The sequence below is a fragment of the Nonomuraea sp. KM90 genome (assembly GCF_052246675.1).
Classification (GTDB): domain Bacteria; phylum Actinomycetota; class Actinomycetes; order Streptosporangiales; family Streptosporangiaceae; genus Nonomuraea.
The window spans coordinates 12,374-37,438 of sequence record NZ_JBQQCB010000047.1 but is presented as its reverse complement, the minus strand read 5'-3'; the positions used below and the strand labels follow the sequence as shown (position 1 = coordinate 37,438).

27 protein-coding genes and 5 tRNA genes are annotated in these 25,065 nt (G+C 72.8%); 10 read left to right on the top strand and 22 right to left on the bottom strand.

Annotation, left to right across the window (positions count from 1 at the left end):
* From ACTWPW_RS34605 to ACTWPW_RS34550, 12 genes are all read right to left on the bottom strand, one after another.
* Nucleotides 1-663 carry a response regulator gene (locus ACTWPW_RS34605; RefSeq protein WP_443171097.1) on the bottom strand — a complete coding sequence of 221 codons (663 nt, stop codon included), beginning with the start codon at nucleotides 661-663 and terminating at the stop codon, nucleotides 1-3.
* The gene (locus ACTWPW_RS34600; protein ID WP_443171096.1) at nucleotides 660-1,940 is read right to left on the bottom strand and encodes a sensor histidine kinase; all 1,281 of its coding nucleotides are present in this window, start codon (nucleotides 1,938-1,940) and stop codon (nucleotides 660-662) included. Before ACTWPW_RS34600 ends, ACTWPW_RS34605 begins: the two co-directional genes overlap by 4 nt.
* Nucleotides 1,853-2,449 (bottom strand): hypothetical protein, encoded by a 597-nt coding sequence (locus ACTWPW_RS34595; protein ID WP_443171095.1) that lies wholly within the window; start codon nucleotides 2,447-2,449, stop codon nucleotides 1,853-1,855. Before ACTWPW_RS34595 ends, ACTWPW_RS34600 begins: the two co-directional genes overlap by 88 nt.
* Nucleotides 2,446-3,552: a hypothetical protein gene (locus tag ACTWPW_RS34590; protein WP_443171094.1), complete on the bottom strand. Its 1,107-nt coding sequence runs from the start codon at nucleotides 3,550-3,552 to the stop codon at nucleotides 2,446-2,448. Before ACTWPW_RS34590 ends, ACTWPW_RS34595 begins: the two co-directional genes overlap by 4 nt.
* Nucleotides 3,553-3,564: 12 nt before the next feature.
* Nucleotides 3,565-3,960, bottom strand: a complete 396-nt coding sequence (locus ACTWPW_RS34585) for a hypothetical protein (protein WP_375112379.1) — start codon at nucleotides 3,958-3,960, stop codon at nucleotides 3,565-3,567.
* Complete coding sequence (locus tag ACTWPW_RS34580; RefSeq protein ID WP_443171093.1) at nucleotides 3,957-5,297, bottom strand: hypothetical protein; 1,341 nt, start codon at nucleotides 5,295-5,297, stop codon at nucleotides 3,957-3,959. The genes ACTWPW_RS34585 and ACTWPW_RS34580 overlap by 4 nt, the downstream gene beginning before the upstream one ends.
* 192 nt (nucleotides 5,298-5,489) lie before the next feature.
* Nucleotides 5,490-6,308, bottom strand: a complete 819-nt coding sequence (locus ACTWPW_RS34575) for a nitroreductase/quinone reductase family protein (RefSeq protein WP_443171092.1) — start codon at nucleotides 6,306-6,308, stop codon at nucleotides 5,490-5,492.
* A 287-nt stretch (nucleotides 6,309-6,595) separates the two neighbouring features.
* Nucleotides 6,596-6,665: transfer RNA gene (locus ACTWPW_RS34570), tRNA-OTHER, on the bottom strand.
* Nucleotides 6,666-6,709: 44 nt separating this feature from the next.
* Nucleotides 6,710-6,785 (bottom strand) — tRNA-Arg (locus tag ACTWPW_RS34565).
* A 4-nt stretch (nucleotides 6,786-6,789) separates the two neighbouring features.
* Nucleotides 6,790-6,862, bottom strand: a tRNA-Glu gene (locus tag ACTWPW_RS34560).
* A 9-nt stretch (nucleotides 6,863-6,871) separates the two neighbouring features.
* A tRNA-Leu gene (locus ACTWPW_RS34555) sits at nucleotides 6,872-6,944 on the bottom strand.
* Nucleotides 6,945-6,968: 24 nt separating this feature from the next.
* A tRNA-Ala gene (locus ACTWPW_RS34550) sits at nucleotides 6,969-7,039 on the bottom strand.
* 342 nt (nucleotides 7,040-7,381) lie between these two features.
* On the opposite strand from ACTWPW_RS34550, the gene ACTWPW_RS34545 reads away from it, so the two are divergent.
* Together ACTWPW_RS34545 and ACTWPW_RS34540 are read left to right on the top strand one after the other, a co-directional pair.
* Nucleotides 7,382-7,972, top strand: coding sequence for a TetR/AcrR family transcriptional regulator (locus ACTWPW_RS34545; RefSeq protein ID WP_443171091.1), 591 nt, complete (start codon nucleotides 7,382-7,384; stop codon nucleotides 7,970-7,972).
* 33 nt (nucleotides 7,973-8,005) lie between these two features.
* Nucleotides 8,006-8,782: a MerR family transcriptional regulator gene (locus ACTWPW_RS34540; RefSeq protein WP_443171090.1), complete on the top strand. Its 777-nt coding sequence runs from the start codon at nucleotides 8,006-8,008 to the stop codon at nucleotides 8,780-8,782.
* Nucleotides 8,783-8,809: 27 nt separating this feature from the next.
* On the opposite strand, the gene ACTWPW_RS34535 is transcribed toward ACTWPW_RS34540, so the two are convergent.
* The 3 genes from ACTWPW_RS34535 to ACTWPW_RS34525 all read right to left on the bottom strand — a co-directional run bounded on the left by ACTWPW_RS34535 (nucleotide 8,810) and on the right by ACTWPW_RS34525 (nucleotide 10,964).
* Nucleotides 8,810-9,205: a YciI family protein gene (locus ACTWPW_RS34535; RefSeq protein ID WP_443171089.1), complete on the bottom strand. Its 396-nt coding sequence runs from the start codon at nucleotides 9,203-9,205 to the stop codon at nucleotides 8,810-8,812.
* Nucleotides 9,206-9,286: 81 nt separating this feature from the next.
* On the bottom strand, nucleotides 9,287-10,183 hold the full coding sequence (locus tag ACTWPW_RS34530) for an oxidoreductase (protein ID WP_443171088.1): 897 nt from the start codon (nucleotides 10,181-10,183) through the stop codon (nucleotides 9,287-9,289).
* A 118-nt stretch (nucleotides 10,184-10,301) separates the two neighbouring features.
* Nucleotides 10,302-10,964 (bottom strand): hypothetical protein, encoded by a 663-nt coding sequence (locus ACTWPW_RS34525; RefSeq protein WP_375112386.1) that lies wholly within the window; start codon nucleotides 10,962-10,964, stop codon nucleotides 10,302-10,304.
* A gap of 118 nt (nucleotides 10,965-11,082) precedes the next feature.
* On the opposite strand from ACTWPW_RS34525, the gene ACTWPW_RS34520 reads away from it, so the two are divergent.
* Together ACTWPW_RS34520 and ACTWPW_RS34515 are read left to right on the top strand one after the other, a co-directional pair.
* Entirely contained in the window at nucleotides 11,083-11,649 is a 567-nt protein-coding gene (locus ACTWPW_RS34520; RefSeq protein ID WP_443171087.1) for a TetR/AcrR family transcriptional regulator, read from the top strand.
* Nucleotides 11,650-11,719: 70 nt separating this feature from the next.
* Nucleotides 11,720-13,432, top strand: coding sequence for an alpha/beta fold hydrolase (locus tag ACTWPW_RS34515; protein WP_443171086.1), 1,713 nt, complete (start codon nucleotides 11,720-11,722; stop codon nucleotides 13,430-13,432).
* On the opposite strand, the gene ACTWPW_RS34510 is transcribed toward ACTWPW_RS34515, so the two are convergent.
* The gene (locus ACTWPW_RS34510; RefSeq protein ID WP_443171085.1) at nucleotides 13,427-14,275 is read right to left on the bottom strand and encodes a helix-turn-helix transcriptional regulator; all 849 of its coding nucleotides are present in this window, start codon (nucleotides 14,273-14,275) and stop codon (nucleotides 13,427-13,429) included. The two genes, ACTWPW_RS34515 and ACTWPW_RS34510, sit on opposite strands and share 6 nt — an antisense overlap.
* Nucleotides 14,276-14,464: 189 nt before the next feature.
* Here ACTWPW_RS34510 and ACTWPW_RS34505 point away from each other — a divergent pair, with 189 nt between their 5' ends.
* Nucleotides 14,465-15,241 (top strand): SDR family oxidoreductase, encoded by a 777-nt coding sequence (locus tag ACTWPW_RS34505; protein ID WP_375112390.1) that lies wholly within the window; start codon nucleotides 14,465-14,467, stop codon nucleotides 15,239-15,241.
* Between the two features lie 135 nt (nucleotides 15,242-15,376).
* Nucleotides 15,377-16,153 carry a hemerythrin domain-containing protein gene (locus ACTWPW_RS34500; protein ID WP_443171084.1) on the top strand — a complete coding sequence of 259 codons (777 nt, stop codon included), beginning with the start codon at nucleotides 15,377-15,379 and terminating at the stop codon, nucleotides 16,151-16,153.
* 54 nt (nucleotides 16,154-16,207) lie between these two features.
* Here ACTWPW_RS34500 and ACTWPW_RS34495 read toward each other — a convergent pair whose 3' ends face one another.
* From ACTWPW_RS34495 to ACTWPW_RS34485, 3 genes are all read right to left on the bottom strand, one after another.
* Nucleotides 16,208-17,089, bottom strand: coding sequence for a GNAT family N-acetyltransferase (locus tag ACTWPW_RS34495; protein ID WP_443171083.1), 882 nt, complete (start codon nucleotides 17,087-17,089; stop codon nucleotides 16,208-16,210).
* 291 nt (nucleotides 17,090-17,380) lie between these two features.
* On the bottom strand, nucleotides 17,381-18,304 hold the full coding sequence (locus ACTWPW_RS34490; RefSeq protein ID WP_443171082.1) for a zinc-binding dehydrogenase: 924 nt from the start codon (nucleotides 18,302-18,304) through the stop codon (nucleotides 17,381-17,383).
* A 262-nt stretch (nucleotides 18,305-18,566) separates the two neighbouring features.
* Entirely contained in the window at nucleotides 18,567-19,628 is a 1,062-nt protein-coding gene (locus ACTWPW_RS34485; RefSeq protein ID WP_443171081.1) for a YihY/virulence factor BrkB family protein, read from the bottom strand.
* Between the two features lie 104 nt (nucleotides 19,629-19,732).
* Between ACTWPW_RS34485 and ACTWPW_RS34480 the strand changes: the two genes are divergently transcribed.
* Nucleotides 19,733-20,047: a GNAT family N-acetyltransferase gene (locus ACTWPW_RS34480; RefSeq protein ID WP_443171080.1), complete on the top strand. Its 315-nt coding sequence runs from the start codon at nucleotides 19,733-19,735 to the stop codon at nucleotides 20,045-20,047.
* Nucleotides 20,048-20,152: 105 nt separating this feature from the next.
* Here the strand turns inward: ACTWPW_RS34480 and ACTWPW_RS34475 are convergent, their stop codons facing one another.
* The gene (locus tag ACTWPW_RS34475; RefSeq protein WP_443171079.1) at nucleotides 20,153-21,004 is read right to left on the bottom strand and encodes a helix-turn-helix transcriptional regulator; all 852 of its coding nucleotides are present in this window, start codon (nucleotides 21,002-21,004) and stop codon (nucleotides 20,153-20,155) included.
* A gap of 87 nt (nucleotides 21,005-21,091) precedes the next feature.
* Here ACTWPW_RS34475 and ACTWPW_RS34470 point away from each other — a divergent pair, with 87 nt between their 5' ends.
* Nucleotides 21,092-21,874: an SDR family NAD(P)-dependent oxidoreductase gene (locus tag ACTWPW_RS34470; protein WP_443171078.1), complete on the top strand. Its 783-nt coding sequence runs from the start codon at nucleotides 21,092-21,094 to the stop codon at nucleotides 21,872-21,874.
* 34 nt (nucleotides 21,875-21,908) lie between these two features.
* Here the strand turns inward: ACTWPW_RS34470 and ACTWPW_RS34465 are convergent, their stop codons facing one another.
* On the bottom strand, nucleotides 21,909-23,144 hold the full coding sequence (locus tag ACTWPW_RS34465; protein WP_443171077.1) for a cytochrome P450: 1,236 nt from the start codon (nucleotides 23,142-23,144) through the stop codon (nucleotides 21,909-21,911).
* Between the two features lie 237 nt (nucleotides 23,145-23,381).
* Between ACTWPW_RS34465 and ACTWPW_RS34460 the strand changes: the two genes are divergently transcribed.
* The gene (locus ACTWPW_RS34460; protein ID WP_443171076.1) at nucleotides 23,382-23,807 is read left to right on the top strand and encodes a VOC family protein; all 426 of its coding nucleotides are present in this window, start codon (nucleotides 23,382-23,384) and stop codon (nucleotides 23,805-23,807) included.
* Nucleotides 23,808-23,900: 93 nt separating this feature from the next.
* Here the strand turns inward: ACTWPW_RS34460 and ACTWPW_RS34455 are convergent, their stop codons facing one another.
* Nucleotides 23,901-24,326 carry a MerR family transcriptional regulator gene (locus ACTWPW_RS34455; protein WP_443171075.1) on the bottom strand — a complete coding sequence of 142 codons (426 nt, stop codon included), beginning with the start codon at nucleotides 24,324-24,326 and terminating at the stop codon, nucleotides 23,901-23,903.
* Nucleotides 24,327-24,375: 49 nt separating this feature from the next.
* Between ACTWPW_RS34455 and ACTWPW_RS34450 the strand changes: the two genes are divergently transcribed.
* Nucleotides 24,376-25,029, top strand: a complete 654-nt coding sequence (locus ACTWPW_RS34450; protein WP_443171074.1) for a class I SAM-dependent methyltransferase — start codon at nucleotides 24,376-24,378, stop codon at nucleotides 25,027-25,029.
* The last annotated feature ends 36 nt before the right edge of the window (nucleotides 25,030-25,065 follow it).

Genomic DNA, 25,065 nt, shown 5'->3' with positions numbered 1-25,065 from the left:
TCACCGGCGCAGGCCGCGCAACCGCGACCACGAGATCAGCACGTGCACGCGGTCCGGCAGCCCCAGCTTGGTCAGGACGCTCGACACGTGCACCTTCACCGTGTAGCGGCTGATCACCAGCCGGGCCGCGATCTCGTCGTTGGACAGGCCCTGCGCGATCAGCTCGCACACCTCGCGCTCCCGGTCGGTCAGCCGCTCGGCGGCCGCCAGCAGCGCGCGGTCCTCGTCGGTGGGCAGCAGGGGCTGCAACGCCTCGATCATCCGGGTCGTCGCCTCCGGCGCCAGCACGGACTGGCCGGAGGCCACGATCCGGATGCCGTCGCGGATCCGCTCCCCCGGCGCGTCCTTCAGCAGGAACCCGCTGGCCCCCGCCTGCAGCCCGGCGTAGACGTAGCTGTCCAGGTCGTACGTCGTCAGGATCAGCACCCGCGACGGCCCGCCCCGCGCCACGATGCGCCGGGTGGCCTCGATGCCGTCCATGCCGGGCAGGCGGATGTCCATCAGGACCACGTCCGGGCGCTGCTCGGCGGTGGCCGCCACGGCCGCGGCGCCGTCGCCCACCGCGCCCACCACGCTCAGGTCCTCGGCCGCGCCCACCAGCCGGACCAGCGCCTCCCGCAGCAGTTGCTCGTCGTCGCAGACCAGGACCCGGATGCCGGTCACGACCCGCTCCGCAGCGGCAGCGTCGCGCACACCTCGAAGGCGCCGCCGTCCCTGCCCGCCCGTACGGAGCCGCCCAGCAGCTCCACCCGCTCCCGCATGCCGATCAGCCCCACGCCCGCCCCGTTCCCGATCGTCCCCGCCGTGTCGCGCACCGGGTTGGTGACCCGGATCGTCAGCCGCGCCGGCGCGTAGTCCAGCAGCACCCGCACCTCCACCGGCCCCGCGTGCCTGGCGACGTTGGTCAGCGCCTCCTGCACCACGCGGTAGGCGGCCAGCTCGATGCTGGCGTCCACCTGGCGTACCTCTCCCCGGCGTGCCAGCAGCACCCGGGGCCCACCCGGCGGCGCGGCCGCCACCAGCGCGTCGAGCTGGTCCAGCTTCGGCGGCGGCGCCAGCGGGTTGTGGCCGGGCGGCGCCTCCCTGAGCACGCCGAGCAGCCGCCGCAGCTCCGCCAGCGACTCCCGGCCGGTACGCGCCACCCGCCGCAGCGTCTCCTCCATCCCCTCGCCGGTGTCGGCCCCGGCCTCGGCGTCCACCACCATCGTGGTCACCGAGTGGTTGAGGATGTCGTGCAACTCCCTGGCCAGCAGCGCCCGCTCGCGCTCGGCCGCGCGCCGCTCGGCCTCGGCGCGTTCCTCCTCCAGCAGCCGCGAGCGGGCCTGCAGCTCGCGGATGCGGTCGCGCTGCCGCCCGTCCACCCGCCCCACCGCCCAGAAGCCGACGAACAGCACCGCGATCGCCGTGTACACGGCCACCACCCGCAGCGGGTCGCCGATCGTCAGCAGCGTGACCGGCAGGCCGGTGAGCAGCAGCGCCAGCACCGCCACCACGCCGAAGACCCGCCGGTCCCCCCGGCCCCAGGCCCCCAGACGGGACGCGGCGACCAGGGGCGCGACCAGGACCGGCATCTTCATCAGGGCCAGCGCCACTTCCAGGCCGATCACCACGCCCAGCACGGTGAGCGGGAAGCGCCGCGACCACATCAGCGCCAGCGACTGGGCGCAGGCCAGGGCCAGCAGCAGGGCGATCCGGCCGCCGAGCTCGCCGGCCAGCCCGATCAGCCAGCCGACGAGGGGCGGCAGGATGGCCAGCAGCCCGTCACTCAGCCACTCCAGCCGGGGAACCCGCCGCTCAGGCCCACTCGGGCGTCCCGGGCCGGAGCCGCTCGCGTGTTCCGTGCGGGAGCCGCTCAGGTGCTCCAGGTGGGGGCCGTCCCCAGCCGGATCCGCCGGGTGCGGATCCAGCCCGCCGCCAGCAGCAGGACGACCGGAGCCCACGGCACCAGCGCGATCGTCCAGCTCAGCGGCAGCGGCGGGCCCGGCTGCCCGATCGCCCGGATCGGCAGCACCCCCGTCGCGGTCCCGTCCGGCCCCTCCACGGCGAACTCGAACCGCCACGTGCCCTCCTCCGGCAGCGACACCACGTCAAGCCCCCACACCTGCCGGGCCCGGGGATGCCGTGGCAGCACGATGGTGTCGCCACGGCGCTGGAGCACGATGCCCTTCAGCCCCCTGCGGTCGCCCGCCGGTGAGACGGTGGTGACCAGCCCCGTACGCCCCTCGACCCCGCCTGTCGGCTCGAAGGTGAAGTCCAGCGACTGAAGGGCGCGTACCGGCCACTCAGTGAACGATACGGTGATCGCGGACGCGTCGCTCATGCGAACGGTCTCGGTGTGGACGATCTCACCCGGCAGCGGCGGCGCGGCGGCGGCCGGGCCCGTGCCCGTCAGCAGGACCGCCACGACGACGGCCACGACGGCGGCCACGACGGCCGGCAGGCGCCTCACGCGGTCACCGCCCCGGCGACCGCACCGGTACGCACGCCGAAGCGGCGCAACATGACGGCGCACTGCCAGCCCACCCAGCCCGTGCCCGCCCCGGCGGCGACCGCCGCGAGCAGGGTGACCGGCAGGCTCATCTCCATGCCCAGGGCGGCGTAGAACAGCGTGGTGTTGACGCCGACGAGCGCGCCCACCCCCGCGGTGATCACGATCGGGCTCACGCCGCGCCGCACGGCCCACGCCACCACCCCACCGGTCACCAGTGCGATCAGGGGGAACGTCGCGGGGAACCCGATCAGGGCCTGCGGCGCGTTGGCCGCGTAGTCGCGCATCGGCTGGCCGATCGCGTCGGCGTACCAGCGGGTCGCGGCCGGCGCGAACAGCGCCAGCGCGCCCTGCACGCCCAGGAACGCCAGGCCCGCCGCGGCCGGCCAGTGCCAGCCACGGGTGAGACCGACGATGAGGGTCAGGGTGAGCGCGCCCGCCGCACCGAGGCCCAGCACGCGCGGCGCCAGCCCGGGCAGCCAGTCGAAGAGCAGCTCGGAGACCATGCCGAAGGCCGAGGTGGAGCCGATCGTGGCCAGGCCGACGGCCAGCGCCAGCCCCCACCGCTCCGCACGCGTACGGCGCAGCACCGCGAACGCCATCACCATGGCGAAGATCTCCACCTGGATGGACAGCCCCAGTCCGAGATGCGACGGTGTGGCCCCGGCGGCGATGTCGAAGCCGTACACCTCGTGCCACCACAGATCGGCCCCCGCGTACAGCAGGTTGCCCGACGCGCCGAGCCCGCCCACCAGGAACGGCCAGGGTGCCCGGAACGTCCGGAACACCGTCACCGACGGCGTGCCCGTCACCGGCCCCCGCGCCCACGTCGAGAGCAGCACCACGGTCAGGCAGGTCAGCCCGATGATCCCGGTGCCGGAGTAGAGCAGCAGGTGGGGTGCGGTCCAGAAGTCGTCGGGCCCGACGTCGCCGTGCCACTGCCCGTCCCACACCATGCCGGTCAGCAGCGTGGCGTAACCGAACATCAGGAACCAGGCGCCGGTGACCTCCCGGCGCGGCACGTCGTGGACGGCCGGCAACGCGTTTGTCGCTTGTGTCGCCATGAACGGCGTCTCCTATTCTCCAACCAGCGTGTTGACCGTGATCACCTCGGTGCCCGGGCCGCCGCGTACGCGGATGCCGAGCTGCCAGGCGCCGGTCATGGTGAACAGCTCGCCGCGCGCCACGTAACGGCCGGTGCCGTCGTCGCGGGCGGCGAGTTCGGGGGTGGTGTGGCCCATGTGCGGCATCACCGCGAACACCGACACCTGCGCGGGCGAGGCCGGGTCGATCTCGATCCCGACCTCCACCGGGCCGGTGACCGGCTCGAGCGCGACCACGACCGTGTAGTGGCCGCCCCTGCCCGTCAGCTGCACCGGGCCGGGGGCGGCGCCGCCGCGGGCGATCCACAGGATCCCGGCGGCGACCAGCAGGACGGGCAGGACGAGGTACGCGCGGCGGCGCCACGTCATCGAGGGCTCCCTTCGGCCGCGACCTCGATGACGTGCGGCACGGTGACGATCTCGTAGTTCCTCGCGTACTGGATCCAGGCCAGGTAGCGGCCGGGCCGCGGGAAGCTGAAGGTGAACCGCAGCCGCGGCCCGTAGCGGGCGACCGATTCGTCGGGGACGCGCTCCCCGTCCGCCGCCATGGAGCCGGCCTCGTGGACGTGGCCGAGATAGCCGCCGTCCTGGGTGCGTACGATCAGGTGGCCCGCCATGCCGAGCCACGGCTGCAGCCCGGTGACGCCGGTGTCCAGGGTGAGGGTCACCGGCCGCCCGGCCACCGGCCGCGCCGGCTCGACGGCCGGCCCGCCCGGCGGATCGTGCCGTACGAGCGCGTTCTCCGGCTCACCCGGCCCCACGGTGAACGCGCCGGAGACGAACTGCCCGCCCGCCCCGGTCCGCTCGAACTCGGCGTGCACCAGGTGGCGGCCCGCCTCCCCGGCCCGCAGCCGCACCTCGTAGACGCCGGGGGCGGTGCGGAGCGGGTGCACGTGACGGAAGTACGCGCCGTCCAGGCTGCTCACCACGACGTGCGAGAGCGCGCCGTGATGCTCGGCGAGGTCGTCGGCGGGCCGGCCGGTGGAGCCGTCGAACAGCGCCACCCGCAGCAGGAACTCCGAGCGCCGCGCCGGCCGCGTGGGCAGCACCTCGATCAGCGGCTGCGCGTTCGGCCTGCCCAGCAGCCGCTCCGACACCGGGGCGGGCGGCGCTCCTTCGGGCACCGCGGGCGCGAACCACGGGGACAGGCCGCCCGCCGTGAACGCCACGACGGTCGCGGCCACGAACGCGACCGCGCAGCCACCGGCGAGCGCCCGCCGCGACAGCGCCGCGCCCGCCAGGGCCCCGATCAGCGCCACCGCCGCGCAGGCGAAGGCCGCGTGGACGACCACCTCCCACAGCGGCGCCCGCGGCACCAGCACGTCGAACGGCAGCACCGACCGCTCCCCGCCGGCCCGCACCTCCAGCTCGTGGGGGCCGACCCGCTCCACCGCCAGGACCACGGGATACATGCCGGGCCGGCCGGCCCGGACCAGCGTCGTCCCGGAGGAGGAGCCGCCGGCCTGGAGCGGGCGCAGTGCCAGATCGACCCTGCCGCCCCGCCCCGGGTCGTGCGCGACCACGTCCACCTGCAGCGGGGCCGGCACCTGCGGGCTCGCCCGCACGACGACGGTCAGCTCCATGCCGGCGATCGTCTGGGCGAAGCGGACGTCGGCCTCGCCGCTGCGGCCGTGCGCCGCGGCGGGAGCCGCCCAGGCGAGCACGGCCACGAGCGCGAGCAGGGCCGGGATCAGACGTTTGAGCACAGGCCAGAGCGTAGGAACGGGCCACTGCCCGGCACATCACGCGCGGGCACTGACCTGCCTAGTTCCCGGGAACTACGTTCCACCCTGGCGGGCATGCGGGAGGGGGTCGAGCTGGATGTGGCGCCGGGCCCGGACGCCGTTCCAGCATACGTCCCACCTGTCCCTCTTGTCACAGAGGCGCCCCCGGTGCGGTCAGTTCAGCAGCGCTACGAGCTGCTCCTCCTCGTAGTCGAGGTGGGCCTCCAGCTCCCGGGTGAGCCGCTCCACCTCGCCGAGCAGCGCCTCGGGCGCGACGTCCTCGGCGGCCAGGAGGGTCTGGAGCTCCCGCAGCAGCCGGGCGACCACCTCGTGCTCGGCGCGCAGCCGCGCCATCACCGGGGCCAGCTCGGGGTAGCGCTGCTCCAGCGTGGGGAACATGAACCCGTCCTCGCGCGAGTGGTGCACCTCCAGGCCGTGGCACATGGTCAGGCAGTTGACGCGCAGCTGCGCGGTCAGGCGTGGCCCGGACGTGGCCGCCTCCCTGCGGATCAGGGCCAGCTCCCGGCGGAAGCCGTCGTGCATCCTGACCAGCGCCTCACCCAGGGACCCGGTGGGCGGCCCGAAGTCGGTCGGCAGCAGCGCCACCACCGGCAGGGTGCGGCCAGAGCTGTCCTGGTACGCGCCCCAGCCGGGGTCGGCCTCGACGGCGCGGGCGAACAGGCGCTCGCGTTCCTCGCCCTCGAGCACGACCGCCTTGGCCTGATAGGTGAACAGGCCGGTCTCGACGGTGACCTGCGGGTGGGCGAGCAGGTTGTGGTACCAGGCGGGGTGACGGGGCGAGCCGCCGGCCGAGGCGATGACGAGGACGCGGTCACCGTCGGGCAGGCAGCCGAGTGGCGTGGTGTGCGGGGTGCCGGTCCTGGCGCCGACGGTGGTCAGCAGGAGCAGCCGGGCTCCGTCGAAGGGGCCGCCGACCTGGCCCCGGTTGGCGCGGAATTCGTCGATGATCTGCTGGTTGAAGTCGTTGGGCATGCTGAGCTCTGGCTCCTTGCGGGTGGGGTGTCGATGACATGGGCGACCCGCACGGGCATGCCGAACGTGCGGGTGCTACGACACCGCCGAAGGCATGGGACGACGCGCGGGCGCGGTGTGCTCAGGCACGACCGATGGTGTGAGTGGCCATGGCGTCATCCCCTTGAATACGGCGCCTCCATGCCCCGTCCGTCTTCCCGGCGGCGACACGCGACGCGACGGCCATTACGCCCATAACCCCGCAGAGCTGTCAAGCCGGATGTGACTCCGCAGCGGAACACTCTTCGAGACGCAGGCGAGAGTCGAACTCGCACGGACGGGCTTTGCAGGCCTGCCTCCGCACCCGCGAACTGCGCCGGGCCACCCCTTGCTGCCGCGCTATGAAAGGGGAGGAAATTCAGTGGCCCCAGCAGGACTCGAACCTGCAACAGACCCGGCTTCGTAGGCCGGCGCTCTCATCCATTGAGCTATAGGGCCGAGATACCCCGTACCGGACTCGAACCGGCGATTTCCCGGGTGAAAGCCGGGCGTCCTGACCGCTGGACCAACGGGGCATGCGTGCGTACGTCCGGCGGGATTCGAACCCGCACCGTCCGGCTCCTTAGGCCGGTGCCTCTGCCATTGGGCCACGGACGCGAGGAAGAGCCGCGGAGCGGCTCGTGGACCGACGGGATCTCGAAACCCGAACTCCTGCTTGCAAGGCAGGTGTGATGCCTTTTCACCATCAGCCCTTGGTGTTCCGCTGTGGAGTTGTCAAAATGCGCCGCCCGGTTCCGGGAACAGGGAAAAGAAAAGGCCGCCTGGTGTGCACCGGGCGGCCTCGGGACAAGTCCTCTGCGGATTTATCCTGAAGCCTGCCCGAGGAGGGCGCAGCCGAGCGCCGCGGCACGGCGGTGGCGACACCGTTCCGCTCGGAGCGTGGCGGCTGCGATCAGCATGACTGGCCTTTCCTCGATTTGCCGGAGGTTCGATGTGTTCGACATTAATGGCGCACGACGGGGGCGTGCCACTTAATTATTCAGCCCCATGGAAGACGGACCGTATCGTCTCGTTCCGGTGCTATGCTGACCCGCATGTCCAGGCAGCCCGACCCTTCCCGCCGCAGCGAGCGCTCCCGCCAGGCCATCCTCGCCGCGGCCCGCGAGCTGGTGTCGGAGGTCGGATACGCCAAGCTGTCGATCGAGGCCATCGCCGCGCGGGCAGGCGTGGGCAAGCAGACGATCTACCGCTGGTGGCGGTCCAAGGGCGCCGTGGTGTTCGACGCGTTCCTGGCGCTCAGCGAGGCGGAGGACGGCGTGGCGCTGCCCGACACCGGCGACATCGAGGCCGACCTCAAGGCGGTGATGCGGGCGACGGTGGCCGAGTTCGCCGATCCCGCCTTCGAGGCGCCCATCCGGGCGCTCAACATGGAGATCATCGACGACCCCGACCTCGCGGCACAATACCGGGAGAAGCTGGCCGCCCCGGTCGACGAGGCCAAGAAGGCCCGCCTGCGCAGCGCCCAGCGCGCGGGGCAGATCGCCGCCGACGCCGACCTCGACCTGGCGCTGGAGCTGCTGTACGCGCCGCTCTGCCAGCGCTGGCTGCTCCGCTCCGGGCCGCTGACCCCCGAATACGCCGACGCCCTGGTCGAGCTCACGCTCAAGGCCCTGCGCCCGATTTGACGTTGACGTGGCGTCAACGTCTTAACTGGAGGCATGCGGATCGGAGAGCTCGCCGCGCTGCTCGGGGTGTCCACCCGGACAGTGCGCTACTACCACCACCAGGGCGTCCTGCCGGAGCCGCCGCGCCTGGCCAACGGCTACCGCGAATACGGCATGCGCGACGCCATCGCCCTGGCCCGCGTCCGCCGCCTGGTCGAGCTCGGGCTGAGCCTGGACGAGGCACGCGACGTGATCGCCGACGACCGCTCCAGGGAGCTGCCCGAGATCCTCGCCGAGATCGACGCCGACCTGGCCGCTCAGGAGCGGGAGATCCAGCTCAGGCGAGCCCGCCTGGCCCAGGTCCTGCAGCAGGCCGAGGCCGGGGCGCTCGGCCCCGACGACACCTCCTCGCCCGACCTGGTGGCCTTCCTGCGGAAGATCCACTTTCCCGCGTCCAAGTCGGCGGCCTGGGACCGCGACCTGCTCGTGCTGATGGACAGCATGGCCACCGCGCCCGACCGGCAGCGCGCCTTCACGATGTTCGACACGCTGACCGCCGACCCCGAGGCGACGGCGCGCGGGCACGAGTTCTACCGCAGGCTCGACGAGCTGGCCGACGCCGAGCCCGGTGATCCCCGGGTGGCGCCGCTGGCCGAGATGCTGGCCGACTTCAGCATGGAGCACATGATGGCCGACCTCCCGCCGGGCCAGGCCGGCTGGGACCCCCAGACCGTGGAGCCGTTCCTCGAGGACCTCGCACCGGCGCAGGCGGAGGTCGTGCGCCGGGCGATCCGGACTATCGGCGCCCGCATGTCGGAGGAGACCGCCTGAGACCCCGGGCGGTCTCCTCCTTGCCCGTCACATCTCCGGGGCGGACAGGTTCATGATCGGACGCACCTCGACGGCCGCGAACCTGGCGTCGGGGAATCGGGCGGCGATCTCACCGGCCCGCTCAGGGGTCTCGCAGTCGATCACGAAGTAGCCGGCGAGCTGCTCCTTCGCCTCGACGTACGGGCCGTCGGTGGTGACGGGCACCCCGCCGCGCACCTTGACGGTCCTGGTGTTGACCGGGTCGGCCAGCGCCTCCGCGCTGATCAGCTCCCCGGACTCCGTGATCTCCTTGAGCAGCGTCTCGAACTGCTCGCTCATCCGGTCGTGCTCCTGCGGCGACATGTCCTGGGCCTCGGCCGCACGCAGGAACGCCGGGTGACCCCAGGCCAGCGGGTTGCTGTAGATCAGCAGCAGGTATCTCATGGTCGGCTCCTCACCTGTCGCGGTGCCCGGCTCCGGGCGCCCTCAATGCACAGGTCGGAACCGAAGGCCGGGTTTCGACACCTACCCGAGGGAACGCAGGGTCGCCATCTCGTCGTCGGACAGCCGCAGCGCCCCGGCGGCGATGTTCTCGGCGAGGTGGTCGGGATTGCCGGTGCCCGGGATGGCCAGCACGTTCGGCCCCTGCTGCAGCGTCCAGGCCAGCCGTACCTGCGCGGGTGTCACGCCGTGCGCGCGGGCGACGGCGAGCACGGCGTCGTGCTCGGGCGCGGTCGCGCCCGACTCGCGCCCGGCGCCGGCGATCGCGAAGAACGGCACGAAGGCGATGCCCTGCTCGGCGCAGCTGCGCAGCAGCTCCCGCGCGTCGGGCGGCGCGCCGACGCCGAAGGGGTTCTGCACGCAGACCACCGGTGCGATGGACCGGGCCTCGGCCAGCTGCTCCGGCGTGGCGTTGGAGACGCCCAGGTGGCGGATGAGCCCGGCGTCGCGCAGCCCGGCCAGGGCGCCGAAGTGCTCGGCGATCGAGCCGCCCTTCCGGCTGGGCGGTACGCGCAGGTTCACCACGTCGAGGTGGTCGCGGCCGAGCTGGCGCAGGTTCTCCTCGACCTGCCCGCGCAGCTGCTCCGGCGTGGCCCACCACCATGCGCCGGACGGGTCCCGGGCCGGCCACACCTTCGTGACGATGACCAGGTCGTCCGGGTAGGGGGCCAGTGCCCGGTTGATCAGCTCGTTGGCCGACAGGAGCGGCGAGAAGTAGAACGCGGCGGTGTCGATGTGGTTGACCCCGAGCTCGATCGCGCGCCGCAGCACGCGGATCGACCGCTCCCGGTCGCCGGGCGCACCGGGGCCGAAGGCGACGCTGCCCGTCAGGCGCATCGCGCCGAATCCCATCCGGTTGACGGTCAGGTCGCCGAGTTTCCAGTCGCCCGCCGCCGCGGCGGGGCTCGTCTGTGCGGTCATGATCAGCCTTACGTGTTCGCTGGAGAAAGGGACGCCCGTCCGAGTGCGGGCATGAAAAAAGCCTCCCCGGCGGACAAGGATCCGGCCGAGAAGGCTTCAAAGGTTCTTCTACACCATATCAGGCGGGACGGCACAGGATCGGCATGGCGACCATGCCGTTGGCCTTCAGCGTGGCCCTGACGTAGCGGTGGAAGCTGGGCCTGAGGAACTGGTTGAGCAGGAAGGTGGGCGCGCTGCCGGGCAGCCGTACGTGGTTGACGAAGGCGAACGGCCCCCGGTCCTCGACGGGGCGCAGCAGCGCCGAGTTGTCCACGCCGGCCTTGAACGTGTACCAGCCCGCCAGCCGCTCCCACGCCGCCACCCCAGCCTCCGGGTCCGGCGCGGTGAAGTGGTTGAACAGGTACGTCCCCGGCGCCTTCGCGTCGATGTCGCCGATCCGCCTGACGTTGCGCGCCGGCATGACCAGCTCGGCCTGGAGCTTCTCGATCGGAACGGCCGCGAGCGTCTCCACCGAGGTGGTCTGCACGAGCATGATGACGTCGAAGCGCGGGCCGCCCGCGATCGGCGGGATCAGCACCGCCTCGTAGACGGTCGCGCCGACCACCTCGGGCACGCCGGTCATGCTCTCCGCCAGCTCGCGCCACTGGCCGATCACCTCGCCGCGGCGGCTGCTCCGGCGTACGAAGGGTGCCCGTCCGGGCGGATCGACGCTCAGGCCGGCGTACAGGTAGCCGCGAGACGACGGCTCGACGAGGCCGGCCGGTGGGAATCCTCTCGTCATGCTGAACCTCTCCTTTGACGATGCCGGGAGGTAGGCAATCCCCTGCCCAAGGCCCGGGTGGGTGAACGTCAAGCGGTCGGGGTTGCGGAAATATGAAGACCGGTCTAGTTTCTTCGGCATGGGACGGAAGGGTGACGAGACACGCGGGCGACTGCTCGACGCGACCCAGGAGCTCATCGAGTCGGGTGGTTACTACGGCGCCGGGCTGAACCAGGTGATCGCGGCCAGCGGGATGCCCAGGGGTTCGCTCTACTTCCACTTCCCCGGCGGCAAGGACGCCATGGTCGCCGAGGCGCTGCGGCGGGCCGGCCGCGAGATCGACCAGGCCGTGCGCGACCTGGCGGGCTCGGCCCCCGATGCGGCCGCCCTGGTCACCGGCGTGCTCGGCCTGCTCGGCGACCGGCTGGAGGCCTCGGGCTGGCGCAAGGGATGCCCGGTGGCCACGGTCGCCCTGGAGATGGCGGCCACCGACGACCCGCTCCAGGAGGTCTGCGCCGAGGTGTACGACTCGTGGGAGGGCGCCCTGCGCGACCGGCTGGCCGCCGACGGGCATCCCGACCCCGACGACCTCGCCACGACCGTGCTCGCCCTGGTCGAGGGCGCGCTCCTGCTCGCCAGGACGCACCGCAGCCGGGATCCGCTCGACCGCGTCACACGAAAGATCACCGCGTTCCTGGCCCTCTGACGGTGCTTCGCCGGAGGTTCGCGTTCGCCTGCCCAAAAAATATGTAGACCGATCTATTAAGGAGCCGCTCATGCGACCCGACTCGATCGTCTTCGGCGCCGCCGGCTTCATCGGGCGCTCACTGGTCGCCGAACTCCTGCGCCGCGGCCACGTGGTCGCCGCGGCGGTACGGACCGGCGGCGACGCTCTCACGTCGTGGCTCACCGGCCAGGACGTCCCGCTGGACGGGCTGACCGTCGTCGGCGCCGACATCACCCGGCCCGATCTCGGCCTGGCCGCGGCCGACCTGACGGCCGTGCGCGACGTCTACAACTGCGCCGGCCGCTACGCGTTCGGCCTGACCGTGGCGGAGGCGCGCGCCGCGAACGTGACCGGCGCCCTGAACGTGCTCGACTGGGCCGCCTCCCTGGCGGACCTGCGCCGGCTGGTGCACGTCAGCGGCTACCGGGTGAGCGGCCCGGAGGGGGACCCGCCCGACTACCGGCTGGGCGCGTACGAGGCGTCCAAGAAGGAGGGCGACACGGCCCTGCGGGCGCGCGCCCGCGAGCGCGGCGTCCCGCTGACCCTCGCCAACCCCGCCACGGCCATCGGCCCCGGCCAGTACGTCGGCCTGGCGGCCCTGGTGTCCGACCTGTGGCACGGGCGGCTGCCGGCCGTCCCCGGCGGCCCCGAGGTGTTCGTCCCCGTGGTCGACGTCGGCTACCTCGCGGCCTTCCTGGCCGGCCTGCCCGCACACGAGGAGAGCCGGGGGGCCGCCTACTGGATCCTGGACGACCGGACGCCGGTCCTGCCGGAGCTGATCGGGCTCCTCGCCGAGCACATGGGGGTGCGGGCGCCCCGGCGTACGATCCCGGTCGGGCTGCTGCGCCGCCTCCCCCGTGCCCTGACCGGCGCCGATCCCGAGACGTTGACGTTCCTGTCGCCCGACCGGTACGACACCGCGCTCGCCCGGGCCCTCGCCGAGCGGAGCGGCCTGCGGCCGCCGCCCGTCGAGGCCACCCTCAGGACCTGGGCCGACGACCTGGTGGCGACCCGCTTCGGCGCGACCCCCGCACCGCGCCGCCCGTACGGGTACCAGCGGGTGGCCGGCACCTCGACCTGGGTCGCCGGGAACCGTGCGGAGCCCGGCCACGTGCTCCTGCACGGCCTGCCGCTGGACTCCGACTCCTGGGAGCCCGTCATCGACCGGCTCGGCTCCCCCGTGCTGACCGCCGACCTGCCCGGACTCGGCAGATCGGCCCCGGGGAACGGCCCCGTGGACGCCTGGCTCGCCGACCTGCTCAGCCCGGTCAGGACCCGGCCGGTGCTCGTCGCGCACTCGCTGGCCTGCGGCCCCGCCCTGCGCTACGCCGCCGCCCATCCGGACCGGCTGTCCCGGCTGGTGCTGGTCTCCCCCGCCTTCCTCCAGGCCCCCGCACCCCGGCCGCTGCGCTCAAGGCTCGCCGCACCCCTGCTGCGCCGCATGTCCGCGCCCCGCCTGGCCCGCACCCTGGGCGTCCCGGACGGCCCCGCCGTACGCGCCGCCGTGGCCGGACTCGCCCGGCGCGGCCAGGCCCGCCGCGTCATCGCCGCGCTGCGCGCGTCCCACGCCACCCGCCACGAGCTCCGCCGGACCCTGGACCGGGTGAGCGTCCCCGTGGAGATCGTCGTCGGATCGGCCGACCCGCTGACCGTGCCCGTGAACAAGCCCGTGACCACGATCGACGGCGCCGGGCACCACCCGCACCTCACGCACCCAGGAGAGGTGGCCCGCCTGCTCGCCCGGGAGAAGGCGGCTCTATGACACCGGATCCTGCCGCGGTGCCGTCCAGCTGGCGAGGAGCTGGAGCGCCTGGGCGGTCTCCGAACCCGGCTCGACGTTGTAGACGCACAGGGTCTGGTCGTTGTCACCCGGCGGCTGGAGCGACTCGTAGGAGAAGTGGAGCTCGCCGACGAGGGGGTGGTGGTAGACCTTGGTGCCGTGCGTGCGGCGCAGCACGCGATGATCGTTCCACCACGAGCTGAACTCCGGCGAGCGCAGGGTGAGCTCGCCGACGAGGTCGGCGAGGCGGCGGTCGTGCGGGTAGCGGCCGGCCTCCAGGCGGAGCATGGCGACGGTCTCGGCGGCGATGCGCTCCCAGTCGCCGGTGCGGGTGCGCGCCTCGGGGTCGAGCAGGTAGTAGCGGGCGAGATTGCGCTGCGGCACGGGAAGGGCGTCGAAGTCGGTCAGGACCTCGCGGGCCAGGCGGTTGGCGGCCAGGATGTCCGTACGGCGGCCGACGATGAACGCCGGCACGTGATCGAGCGTCCGCAACATCAGGTGGAGCCCCGGCCGGACCCGCTGCGGCGCGATCGGGGCCCGGCGGGCGGGGCGGGCCAGCAGGTCGTTGAGGTGCTCGCGCTCGGCGAGGTCGAGCTGCAGCGCACGTGCCAGCGCCTCGGTGACCTCGGGGGAAGGGTTGCCGGCCCGGCCCTGCTCGAGACGCGTGTAGTACTCGGTGCTGACGCCGGCCAGCCGGGCGACCTCGTCGCGGCGCAGGCCGGGCACGCGCCTGGCCCGGCCGTCGGCGGGCAGCCCCGTCTGGTCGGGGGTGATCCGGGCACGGCGTGAGCACAGGAAGTCGGCGAGCTCGCGACTGCGGTCCATACCCCCATTGTGGCCACGCCCGGGGGTGCCCCGACCCGGCTGGGTGGCCCTGCCAGTACCTGCCTCGCGGGCACCTGCCCGGTCAGGGCATGGTCGGGCGCCCCGCGGGGGTGGTGGCGGCTGGTGTGCTGGATGAGGAAGCGCGGCGACCGGCCGCGTACCCGTCAATCACCCCGAAAGGTGTGCACCATGACCACGCAGACCCTTGCCCGTCCCCTCGCCGGCCGCGTGGCGGTCGTCACCGGCGCCTCCAGCGGCATCGGCGAGGCCGCGGCCGAGCATCTGGCCGGACTCGGCGCGCACGTCGTCGTCCTGGCCCGGCGGGCGGACCGGCTGGCCGACCTGGTCGCCCGGATCGAGCGGGACGGGGGCCGGGCCCTGGCCCTGGCCGCCGACGTGACCGACGCGGCCGCCGTGCGCGCCGCCGCCGACCGGGTGGCCGCCGAGCTGGGCGGCGCCGACCTGCTGTTCAACAACGCGGGCGTCATGCTCCCCGCCCCGATCGAGGAGCTGGCCACCGACCAGTGGCAGCGCCAGATCGACCTCAACATCACCGGGCTGATGAACGTCATCGGCGCCTTCACCCCCCAGCTCGTCGCGACCGCCGCCGAGCGCGGGGTCGCCGACCTGATCAACACCTCCTCGATCGCGGCGCAGAACATCTTCCCGAACTTCGCCGTCTACTCGGCGACCAAGGCGTACGTCACCCACCTGTCCCGGCACCTGCGGGCCGAGCTGGGCGCCAAGAACGTGCGGGTCTCGGCGATCGAGCCGGGCATCGTCGGCACCGAGTTGCAGAGCCACGTCACCGACGAGGGGGCGCTGGCCTGGCTGGAGGGCTCCAAGGAGGCGATGGAGTGGCTGACGCCCGAGGACGTCGCGCGGACCGTCGGGTTCGTCGCGACCCTGCCGCCTCGGGCGAACCTCCAGCAGGTGACGATCATGCCCACCGGCCAGGCCGGCTGACCGCTCCGGCCATCGTGCCGCAGCCGCCTGAGACAAGCATTACCCGGGCGATTCCCTCAAATGGCCTGCCTGCGGGAAGGGCTCGGAAGGTGTGACCGGTCCCCCGGGGGACGCGAGGACGAGGTGGTGACGGTGATGGCAGACAGTACGGACGCCCGGCAGCCGGCGGTGCGCAGGCGTGACGCGCTGGCGCTGCCCGCCGCCCTGGCCGGGGGCCTGGTCGTGGCAGGCTGCGGGAGCATGGAGGGCATGCGCGCGATGACGGGCGCCGAGTCCCCTCCGGCGTCGCCGACGCCGGGGGCGACCCAGGAGGTGGACCAGGCGCCGGTGACGCCGCCGGAGGATCTGATGCGCGAGCACGGCGTGCTCAAGCGGATCCTGCTGATCTACCGGGAGGGTATCCGGCGGATCAACGCCGGCGAGCAGGTGCCGGCCCAGGCGCTGAACGCCGGCGCACGCATCATCCGCAGCTTCATCGAGGACTACCACGAGCAGCTGGAGGAGCGGTACGTGTTCCCGCGCCTGGTCAAGGCGGGAAAGCTGACCGACATCGTCCCGGTGCTCCTGCTGCAGCACCGGCGCGGGCGCGTCGTGACCGGCCGGATCATCGCGGCCACCGGCGGCGCCACGCCCACGGCCTCCCCCGGTCCGGCCCATCAGCGTCTCGTCGCCGACATGAGCGCGTTCATCCGCATGTACGAGCCGCACGAGGCCCGCGAGGACACCGTCGTCTTCCCGGCGCTGCGCGAGGTGGTCCCGACCAAGGAGTTCCTGGAGATGGCCGACATCTTCGAGGACGAGGAGCACCGCCGTTTCGGCGCGGCCGGCTTCACCGGCGTCGTCAACCAGGTGGCCGACATCGAGAAGACGCTCGGCATCTACAACCTCAACCAGTTCACCCCGCGCGGCTGACCGGCACCCACGGCTCCGCCTCGGTACGCGGTCACGCGGGACCTGCCGGGGGCGTCACAAGTCGAGCTGGAGCGTCACCTTCTTGTGGGTCGGCAGGTAGCCGAGCGCGTCGTTGACGGCCCGCATGTGGCGGTTGGCCTCGGCGGTGTCGGTCAGCAGGCCGTCGAGCTCCGGGTAGCGCTCGCGGGCCTGGCGGACGGCCTCGGCCTTCATCCAGCGGGCCAGGCCGTGCCCGCGATGCGCGGGGAGCACCCCGGTGCCGTAGTGCTGGGCATCGCCCCTGCCGTCCCCGGGGACGACCAGCTCGGTGAAACCGGCGATGGAGCCATCCGACTCGGCGACGGCGACGACGGTGTGGAGCCGCTCGCCCCGGCTCTCGATCGCCCGCGCCGCTTCGCGTAGCCGGTCGACGTCCCACGTCACGGTGCCGTAGTCGACCTCGTCCATCGGCATGTCGTCCATGGCGTGGCGGGACGCGGCGAAGGTCTCGGCCAGCTCGTCCGGCACGACGCCGTCCCACGCGGCCAGCCGGTAGCCGGGGTGCGGGCTGCGTACGAGCTCCTCGAGGCCGGCCAGGTCGGCCCCGGCCAGCGGCAGCCGCGCGTAGGTCAAGGTCAGAACCTTGCGGAAGCCGCGTGCCGACAGGAACGCCTCCCCCGGCGCACCGGGCTCCGCCTCCGCGATGACGCGGCGCCGGCCCTCCTCCCGGGCCGCGGCCAGCGCGGTGGTCAGCAGGGCGGACCCGACGCCGCTGCGCCGCTCGGCCGGGTGGACCTGGAGGTCGAGCTCGGCCAGGTGCTCCTGGCCCGCCCTGGTGAACAGGCGGAGGAACGCCGATCCGGCGGGGACGCCGCCGGGCAGCGCGGCCAGCCAGGCCAGGCGGCGGCTGGCGGAGGTGAGGTGGGGGTCTGTCAGCGGGGTGATGCGAATCGACACGATGTCTCCGGCTTGGGGAGGTGGGTGGGAACAGACCTGCGGCTTCGCTGCTGAACGGTCCTGCGCATCTGTTGCACACCTCCCTCAAGAACGACCCCGGCATCCGGCGCGATCAGCACTATAGCGGTGTTCCGCGGGCGTGACCGTGATCCGGATTCTCCGCGCGGAGCGCTGTTCGGGCTGCTGCCGGCAGTGGACGGCATCGAGGTGGCGGTCTCCGGTGGACGGCATCGAGGTGGCCGTCTCCGGTGGACGGCATCGAGGTGGCCGTCTCCGGCCTGGGCGTGCGGCTCAGGCCTGGGGCTTGACGTCGAAGACCGCCTTGCCCGCCACCCGCCGGCCGCGCAGCGCGTCCGCCGCCTCGGCGAAGCGTTCCCAGGAGCCGCGCCAGCCGATCCCGGGCACCAGGGCGCCTTCGGCGGTGAGCCGTACCAGCTCGGCCAGGTCATCGGCGGCCCCGAACTCGTTGACGTAGGACATGAGCGTCTTGGGCAGGCCGACGGTCCCGTACGGCGGGAAGACGGCCGGCTCCCCCGAGGTCCACCCGACGGACTGCAGGCTGCCGCCGGGGGCGAGCAGCTCCCACGCCGCGACCAGGTGCGGTCCGCCGACCGTCTCGACGACGATGTCGACGGGCTCCTTGACGCCGTCCAGGCCCACGACCACCTCGTCGGCCCCCGCACCGGCCAGACCGTCGCCGCGCGCGGGCGAGCCGACCGAGGCGATGACGTGCGCCCCGGCCCGGGAGGCCAGCTGCACGGCGTACCGTCCCACCCCGCCGGACGCGCCGGTCACCAGCACGCGCTTGCCGGGGGCGATCCCGGCGCCGCGCAGCGAGCGCAGCGCGGCCAGGCCCGCCGTCGGCAGCGCCGCCGCCTCCGCCAAGCCGACACCGTCGCGGACCTCGGCCACCGCCGAGACGTCCACGGCCACCCGCTCGGCGAACGCTCCGTCCGCGAAGAGCACGACCCGGGCCCCGGCGGCCGGGCCGGTGCCGTCCGCCGCCGCCTCCAGGACGATCCCGGACGCGTCGAGCCCCAGCGGCGCACCGGCCGGGATCCGTCCGGAGACGGCGTTGTTGAGGTCGGCGTAGTTGAGCGACGCGTGCACCACCTCGACGAGCAACTGCCCAGATCCGGCGACGGGATCGGCGATCTCCCCGAGACCGATGCTCGCCGGGGCGGAGGGGTCGACGATGAGGGCACGCGTGGACATGGGTCTCTCCTGGGGTGAAAGGTGCGACAACAGGAAGGACTCTAGCAGATGGTTTCGTAGTGGACTATCTACTTGCTCACTACTTGGGCGCGTGCATAGAGGGCGGCGATGCACCCAGCACCCTCTCGACGGTCGGTCCGGCCACCACGACTGAGGTTCGGTTCCGACTCCGTCGCCGAAGCCGACCTCACGCCGGTGGAGGCGTCCGGGTCGAGGGCGGCGCCGGGCTGCTGCCTGGTGGCCACGGCGTCGCGCAGGGGGCTCAGGCGTCCGGGCGGCTTACCCGCCTTTGCCTGCGGCGACGGCCGACCAGCCCACCGACGGCGGTGATCACGGCCGTTCCGACCTCGCCCACCAGGGGCTCGCGCTCCTCCTCCGCGGTGGGGCCGGAGTCCGGGTGTGCGGGCTCGGCGCAGCCGGCCCGGCAGGCCTCCAGCTGGGCGGCGAACGCGATCCCCAGGAAGAGGGCGATCGAGCTGAGGAACGACCACAGCAGCAGCGCCATGACGGCGGTCAGCGGCCCGTACGTGTCGCCGAACGTGCTGTTGTACTCGGTGTAGAGGGCCAGGGCCAGGGTGAAGAGCGTCCATAAGCCCAGCGCCACCAGCGCTCCGGCGGCCAGCCACGTGTGGCCGGGCTGCCTGCGCCTGGGCGAGGCCCGGAACAGGATGACCGTGGAGGCGAGCGCGAGCAGGAAGCCGAGCGGCCAGCGGACGAAGGCGTAGGCCTGGCGGCCTGCGTCGCCCCAGCCGTACGTCTCGCTCAGCGCGTCGCCGAGCTCACCACCGCTCACCAGGACCGTGAACCCGGTGATCAGGCAGATCCCGGCGGTCAGGGCGAGCACCACCGCCCTGGCGTACTTGCGGTGGAACGGACGGTCCCGTTCGATGCCGTAGATCCGGTTCGCGCCCCGCTCGAACTGCGCCATCGCACTGGCCAGCGCGGCGAGCGTGGTGGCCAGGCCGAGCCAGAGCGCCAGCTCGTCCCGGGTGCCGTTCCCGCCTTGCAGCACCTGCATGACGGCCTCGGCGCCGCTCCCGGGCGCGAGCGCGCTGAGCGTGAGCCGCAGCACCTGGCCCAGCTCCTCCTGGTGGGTGACCGCGCTCAAACCGACCAGGGCGATGGCGCCGGGGATGATCGCCAGGCAGATCTGGAAGGCCAGCGCCCGCGAGTGGCTCATGCCGTCGCCGTAGCGGAACCTGACGAACGAGTCATGCACGAAGTGCCAGCCGCCGTACTTGCGCAGCGTCTCCCACGCATCGTCGGCGGACAGCTCCTCGCCGCTCATGGTGCGGGTCTGGGGGACGGTGACCGTGGATCCCACGGCGGACGTTCTACCCCACTTCGCGGGGGTTCAAGTGGTTTGCGGCCCATCGCGGATACGGGGGATGAACCCTGCGCGGGAGGCGTTCCCCATCGCCGGCCACCGTGAGCCGCCTGAGCCTGGGGTTGAGCGTCGGCTGTGCGCGTGGCCATGGTGCCGTGGTCGCGGCGACCGGATGGTTCGCGGGGGCGGGCAGGTGCGGGCTGCTCGAGCCGGTCGGCACGCATCCGGACCATCGCGGGCACGGCTACGGGCGCGATGCCGTGCTGGGCGCGTGCGCGGCTCTCGCCGATCGGGGTGCGAGCGCGGTCGCCGTCGTGACACCGTCCACCAACGACGCCGCGGTGGCGCTCTATCGATCGGCCGGGTTCACCGTCCTGCGCGAGAGTCGCGACTGGGTCCGCGTTCGAGGAGCCTGAACGGCGTGCCCACCTCGCCCGGCTTGATCGGGGTGATGGACGTGCGCACCAGGCGCGGCACGCGGCCGTCCAGGAAGGAGCCCGGCGCGGAAGCTGATCGACCGGTCACCGCATATAGTCGCCGGCCTCGGCGCCAAGTACGTTCAGCAGGGCCAGAGCCTCGGCGCCAGGGGATCCTGGCGGCGCGCTGTAGAGCACGAGGTGCTGGTCGCGGTCCTTGAGCGTGAGCGTGTCGCAGTCGACGGTGATCTCCCCGACGACCGGGTGACGGAAGGTCTTCGTGAGCGTCGGCGCGGCCTGCACGTCGTGCCGCTCCCACAGCCGGGCGAACTCCGGGCTGGCGTCGCGGAGCTCGTCGACGAGTTCGGTTACCGCAGGGTCGGACGGGTACCGGGCGAGGGTGGAGCGCAGCTCCATGACGACGTGGTGCCGGAACTCCGCCGCGTCGGAGATGCCGTACAGCGTGGCGCCGGTGCGCGCCGGCCCGAGGAAGGCGCGGCGGGCAAGGTTGCGGTCCCGCGGGGCGAGATCGGCGAAGTTCTCCATCAGCGCGGCCGCGAGGTCGTTCCACGCGAGCACCTCGAACGCGGCCGACATCACGAAGGCGGCCGTCTGCGGCAGCCGCTCGAGGAGCGCGAGGATGCTCGGGCGGACGTCGCGCCGATGCAGTCCGGCACCGCTCGGCGCGGTGCCCGCGAGGACGTGCAGGTGGTCGGATTCGGCGTCGGTGAGCCGCAGCGCGCCGGCGATCCCGGCGAGGACCTCGCCCGACGGTCGCGGCGCCCTGCCCTGTTCGAGCCGGATGTAGTACTCCGTGGAGATGTGCGCGAGGACCGCCACCTCCTCACGGCGCAGACCCGGCGTCCGGCGTCGCGGACCCGAGGGCAGGCCGGCGTCCTCCGGCCGGAGCCGCTCGCGTCGGCTGCGGAGGAACGCCCCGAGTTCCTGTTTGTCCATAGCCCCAAGTCTGCACGCTGTGCGGCGCTGGATCCTGGTACCGTCTGTGCCTGCATCCGGCCTGGTCGCCGGCCTGACACTGTCGGCATGACGAACGACATCGACATCGCACCCATCGGCCTGCTCACCGGCAAGGTCGTGTTCATCACCGGCGCCAGCCGCGGCATCGGGGCGGCCGCGGCCCGGCTCTTCGCCCGCGAGGGGGCAGCCGTCGTGCTCGCCGCCCGCAGCACCGACGCCCTCCAGCGGATCGTCACCGAGATCCGCGCCGACGGCGGCGTCGCGGACGCGGTGACCATGGACCTCGCCGACCGTGCGAGCATCCGCGCCGCGGTCGACCGCGTGGAGGAGCTGCACGGACGGCTCGACGGCGCCTTCAACAACGGCGCGGCGATCCAGCAGCCCGGCCCGCTCGACACCACGAGCGACGAGGACATCGACGAGCAGTTCGCGGTGAACTTCCGGGCGCACTGGACCGCCATGACCGCCGAGGCCGCACTCATGCGCCGGGACGGTGGCGGGGCCATCGTCAACACCTCGAGCATCGGCAGCCGGCGCGCGAACCCCGCCCTCCCCGCGTACGGCGCCATGAAGCGCGCGCTCAACAGCATCACCGAGACCGCGGCCGCGACCTGGGGCCGCCAGGGCATCCGGGTGAACGGCATCACCCCCGGCGGCACCGCCACGGAGATGATCGACGCGTGGGAGGCGGTGTCCCCGGGCATCATCGAGCGCAACAACGCGGCGACCCCGCTCGGCCGCATGGCCGAGCCGCGCGAGGTGGCCGAGGTGGCCGCGTGGCTGCTCAGCGACCGTGCCTCGATGGTGACCGGCGCGATCGTGCCGGTCGACGGCGGCGCGGGCGCCTGACACGGTAAGCCGTGGCGGCAGGGCGCCGGCCGTCTCACGACCAGGTGACCGGCAGCGAACGTACGCCGAAGATGAGCATCTCGTCGCGTACCGGCACCTGCTCGGCCGGCACCGCCAGGCGCAGACCCGGCAGGCGGGAGAGCAGCTCGCCCAGCCCGATCCGCAGCTCGATCCGGGCCAGCTGCTGCCCCAGGCACTGGTGAACCCCGTGCCCGAAGGCCAGGTGCGGAGTCCGCGGACGGCGCACGTCGAGCGTGTCTGGGTCGTCCCAGTGCCGCGGGTCCCGGTTGACCTCGGGCGTGGCGATCACGACGGTCGCGCCGGCGGGGAGGTCGACACCGCCCAGTGTCACCGGCTCGGTGGCGACCCGGCTGACCCCGAGCTGGAGGATCGACAGGAACCGCAGCAGCTCCTCCACCGCGTTGTCGATCAGGCCCGGATCGGCGCGCAGCGCGGCGAGCTGGTCCGGGTGCTCCAGCAGCGCGAACGTGCCCAGGCCCAGCATGTTCGCCGTGGTCTCATGGCCCGCGGTGAGCAGCAGGAGGGCGACATCGACCAGTTGCGCGTCCGTCAGGGCCGGGTCGGTGTCGTGGACGAGGCCGGACAGCAGGTCGTCGGCGGGGGTCGAGCGCTTGGCGGCCACCAGCCGCCGCATGAACGCGTACAGCTCGGCGCGCGCCGTGGCCTGCTCTTGCGGGGTCGAGCTCGCGTTCAGCCCGACGGCCGTACGCTCCTGGAACTCCGCGCGGTCGGCGTGGTCCACGCCCAGCAACTCGCAGATGACCAGCGTCGGCAGCGGCAACGCGAACGCCGGCACCAGATCGGCCTCCGTGCCCGCCGCCTTCATCGCCTCGATGTGCTCGACCGCGATCTCCCTCACCCGCGACTCCAGCTCCCGCATCCGCCGCACCGTGAACTGTCCCGTCAGTGAGCGCCGCAGCCGGGTGTGCTCCGGCGGGTCCATGAAGACGAAGATGCCGTCCTCCCGCTCCGCCTTCGCCTCGGCCGGCTCGTGCGGCCGCAGCGACGTCGCGTCCCGGTGGCGTATCTTGTCGGCGCTGAAGCGCGCGTCCGACAGCACCGTACGGGCCTCCTCGAACCCCGTCACCAGCCACGCCCGAGCGCCATTGAGCAGCTCCACCGGCCGGACCGCGCCCTGTCCCCGCAGGCCGGGCGGCGGATCGAACGGGTTGCGCCCGCGCTCCACCATCTCCGCGGGCAGGATCCGCCGCATCGTCGCGGTGCTCACGCTCGCGGATTTCTCGGTCATGGGGCACGTCCTGTCTCTGGAGGGAAGGGATCGCCGTCGTAGAGTACGCAGCTGTATCTAACAGGGAGACACCGTAGATCATCGCGATAAGATACGCAAGCGAACCTTAAATGTGGGATGGATCCCCCGGAAATTCCCGAAGGGGATGTCGAGAACGGCCGGGCGGCTCCGTCTCAGGGTGGACGCGGCCACCGTGGCCGTACGACACCAAGGAGAACCAGCATGACGATCCGGCGGATGGACAACGTCCTCATCGTTGTCGACGACCTTGACGCTGTTATCTCGTTCTTCGTCGAACTCGGCATGGAGCTGGAGGCCAAGGCGCCGATCGAGGGACGCTGGGTGGAGCGGGTCATCGGGATCGACGACGTCCGGGAGGACGTCGCGATGCTGCGCACCCCGGACGGCCACGGCCGGATCGAGCTGGCGAAGTTCCACAAGCCGAAGGCGATCAGCGCCGAGCCGAAGGACGCGCCGGCGAACACGCTGGGCATTCGTCGCATCATGTTCGCCGTCGACGACATCGAGGACGTCATTGCCCGCCTGCGCACCCACGGCGCCGAACTCGTCGGCGAGCTGGCGCGGTACGAGGACAGCTTCCGGCTCTGCTACGTCCGCGGCCCCGAGGGCATCGTCGTCGGACTGGCCGAACAGCTCGGCTGAGGACCGCCGGAGGCACCGTGCCGCCTGGCGCGCCGGCGGGTGAGCCCGCCGGCCTCGACGGTCTCGACGTTCTCGCCGGTCTCGACGGCGAGGTCAGTGCGAATGAACCTGTTCGTGTGCCTCTTCGAGAGTCGATCCCGCCAGGAGCGCCGCGATCCCGCTGGTGAAGTGGGAGCACTCGAAGATGTCCTGGTGCGGGCAGGCCAGGCCGTGGGCGATGGCGGTGCGTGCCACCTGGGCCTGGGCGATCCGTCGCTCCAGCTCGGCGAGCTTGCGCTGGTACAGCTCCCGCCAGCCGTCGCCGGCCGGCGAGCGAGACGCGATGAACGCTTTGACCTCCCGCAACGTGAAACCGACATCTCGCAGCAACACCACCACACCGACCAGCTGGACCGCCGATGGCGGGTAACGCCGCTGGCCGGAGACCCGGGCCGGTGCCGGGAGCAGGCCGAGCTCCTCCCAGTAGCGCAGGGCGGAGGTGGCGACACCGGTGCGGCTCGCCAGCTCACCAATCGTCAACTGCTCATCCATTTGACTTCAAGCGTACTTGAAGTCGTTGACTGCGATCATGCAGACAGCAGGTACCTCTCTCAAGCAACGCGCGCTCAGAAGACTGGTGCGCCAGGCGCACCACCCCCGGGGGATCGTCGGGTGGGCGATCGGCTGGATGTTCGCCCATCGCCCCTCCAACCGGCGGCGCAACATCTGGGCCGTGTCGTTGCTGGACGTGCAGCCCACCGACCGGGTGCTCGAGATCGGCTTCGGTCCCGGCATCGCCATCGCCGAGTTCGCCCGCCGCGCCACCCGGGGCCACGTCTTCGGCGTCGACCACTCGCAGGCCATGGTCCGGCAGGCCGCCCGCCGCAATGCCGCCGCCGTCCGAGCCCGCCGCGTGCACCTCGCGCACGCCTCCGTGGAGCGGTTGCCGAGGTTCGGCGATCCGCTCGACGCCATCCTCGCCGTCAACTCCGCCGGGTTCTGGCCCGACCCGGTGGAGCGGCTTCGCGAGCTGCGCCGCCTGCTCCGGCCCGCGGGACGCATCGCGCTCGTCAGCCAGCCCCGCTGCCCCGGTGCCACCCGGGACACCACGGCCCGAGCCGCTCAGGAGCTCCAGGACCTGCTCACCCAGGCCGGCTTCACCCGTCTCCGGGTCGAGACCCTTGAGCTCGACCCGCCCGTTGCCTGCGTGCTCGCCGAAAATCCGACCGGCATGCCGTCATGACCGCGGACTGTTCGCAGGGCAGGTGCTTTCCTTCAG

Coding starts and splice junctions, on each gene's coding strand:
- ACTWPW_RS34590 (WP_443171094.1), bottom strand. CDS start 3,552: ATGGCGACACAAGCGACAAACGCGTTGCCGGCCGTCCACGACGTGCCG.
- ACTWPW_RS34585 (WP_375112379.1), bottom strand. CDS start 3,960: ATGACGTGGCGCCGCCGCGCGTACCTCGTCCTGCCCGTCCTGCTGGTC.
- ACTWPW_RS34575 (WP_443171092.1), bottom strand. CDS start 6,308: ATGCCCAACGACTTCAACCAGCAGATCATCGACGAATTCCGCGCCAAC.
- ACTWPW_RS34545 (WP_443171091.1), top strand. CDS start 7,382: ATGTCCAGGCAGCCCGACCCTTCCCGCCGCAGCGAGCGCTCCCGCCAG.
- ACTWPW_RS34540 (WP_443171090.1), top strand. CDS start 8,006: ATGCGGATCGGAGAGCTCGCCGCGCTGCTCGGGGTGTCCACCCGGACA.
- ACTWPW_RS34535 (WP_443171089.1), bottom strand. CDS start 9,205: ATGAGATACCTGCTGCTGATCTACAGCAACCCGCTGGCCTGGGGTCAC.
- ACTWPW_RS34530 (WP_443171088.1), bottom strand. CDS start 10,183: ATGACCGCACAGACGAGCCCCGCCGCGGCGGCGGGCGACTGGAAACTC.
- ACTWPW_RS34525 (WP_375112386.1), bottom strand. CDS start 10,964: ATGACGAGAGGATTCCCACCGGCCGGCCTCGTCGAGCCGTCGTCTCGC.
- ACTWPW_RS34520 (WP_443171087.1), top strand. CDS start 11,083: ATGGGACGGAAGGGTGACGAGACACGCGGGCGACTGCTCGACGCGACC.
- ACTWPW_RS34515 (WP_443171086.1), top strand. CDS start 11,720: ATGCGACCCGACTCGATCGTCTTCGGCGCCGCCGGCTTCATCGGGCGC.
- ACTWPW_RS34510 (WP_443171085.1), bottom strand. CDS start 14,275: ATGGACCGCAGTCGCGAGCTCGCCGACTTCCTGTGCTCACGCCGTGCC.
- ACTWPW_RS34505 (WP_375112390.1), top strand. CDS start 14,465: ATGACCACGCAGACCCTTGCCCGTCCCCTCGCCGGCCGCGTGGCGGTC.
- ACTWPW_RS34500 (WP_443171084.1), top strand. CDS start 15,377: ATGGCAGACAGTACGGACGCCCGGCAGCCGGCGGTGCGCAGGCGTGAC.
- ACTWPW_RS34490 (WP_443171082.1), bottom strand. CDS start 18,304: ATGTCCACGCGTGCCCTCATCGTCGACCCCTCCGCCCCGGCGAGCATC.
- ACTWPW_RS34475 (WP_443171079.1), bottom strand. CDS start 21,004: ATGGACAAACAGGAACTCGGGGCGTTCCTCCGCAGCCGACGCGAGCGG.
- ACTWPW_RS34470 (WP_443171078.1), top strand. CDS start 21,092: ATGACGAACGACATCGACATCGCACCCATCGGCCTGCTCACCGGCAAG.
- ACTWPW_RS34465 (WP_443171077.1), bottom strand. CDS start 23,144: ATGACCGAGAAATCCGCGAGCGTGAGCACCGCGACGATGCGGCGGATC.
- ACTWPW_RS34460 (WP_443171076.1), top strand. CDS start 23,382: ATGGACAACGTCCTCATCGTTGTCGACGACCTTGACGCTGTTATCTCG.
- ACTWPW_RS34450 (WP_443171074.1), top strand. CDS start 24,376: ATGCAGACAGCAGGTACCTCTCTCAAGCAACGCGCGCTCAGAAGACTG.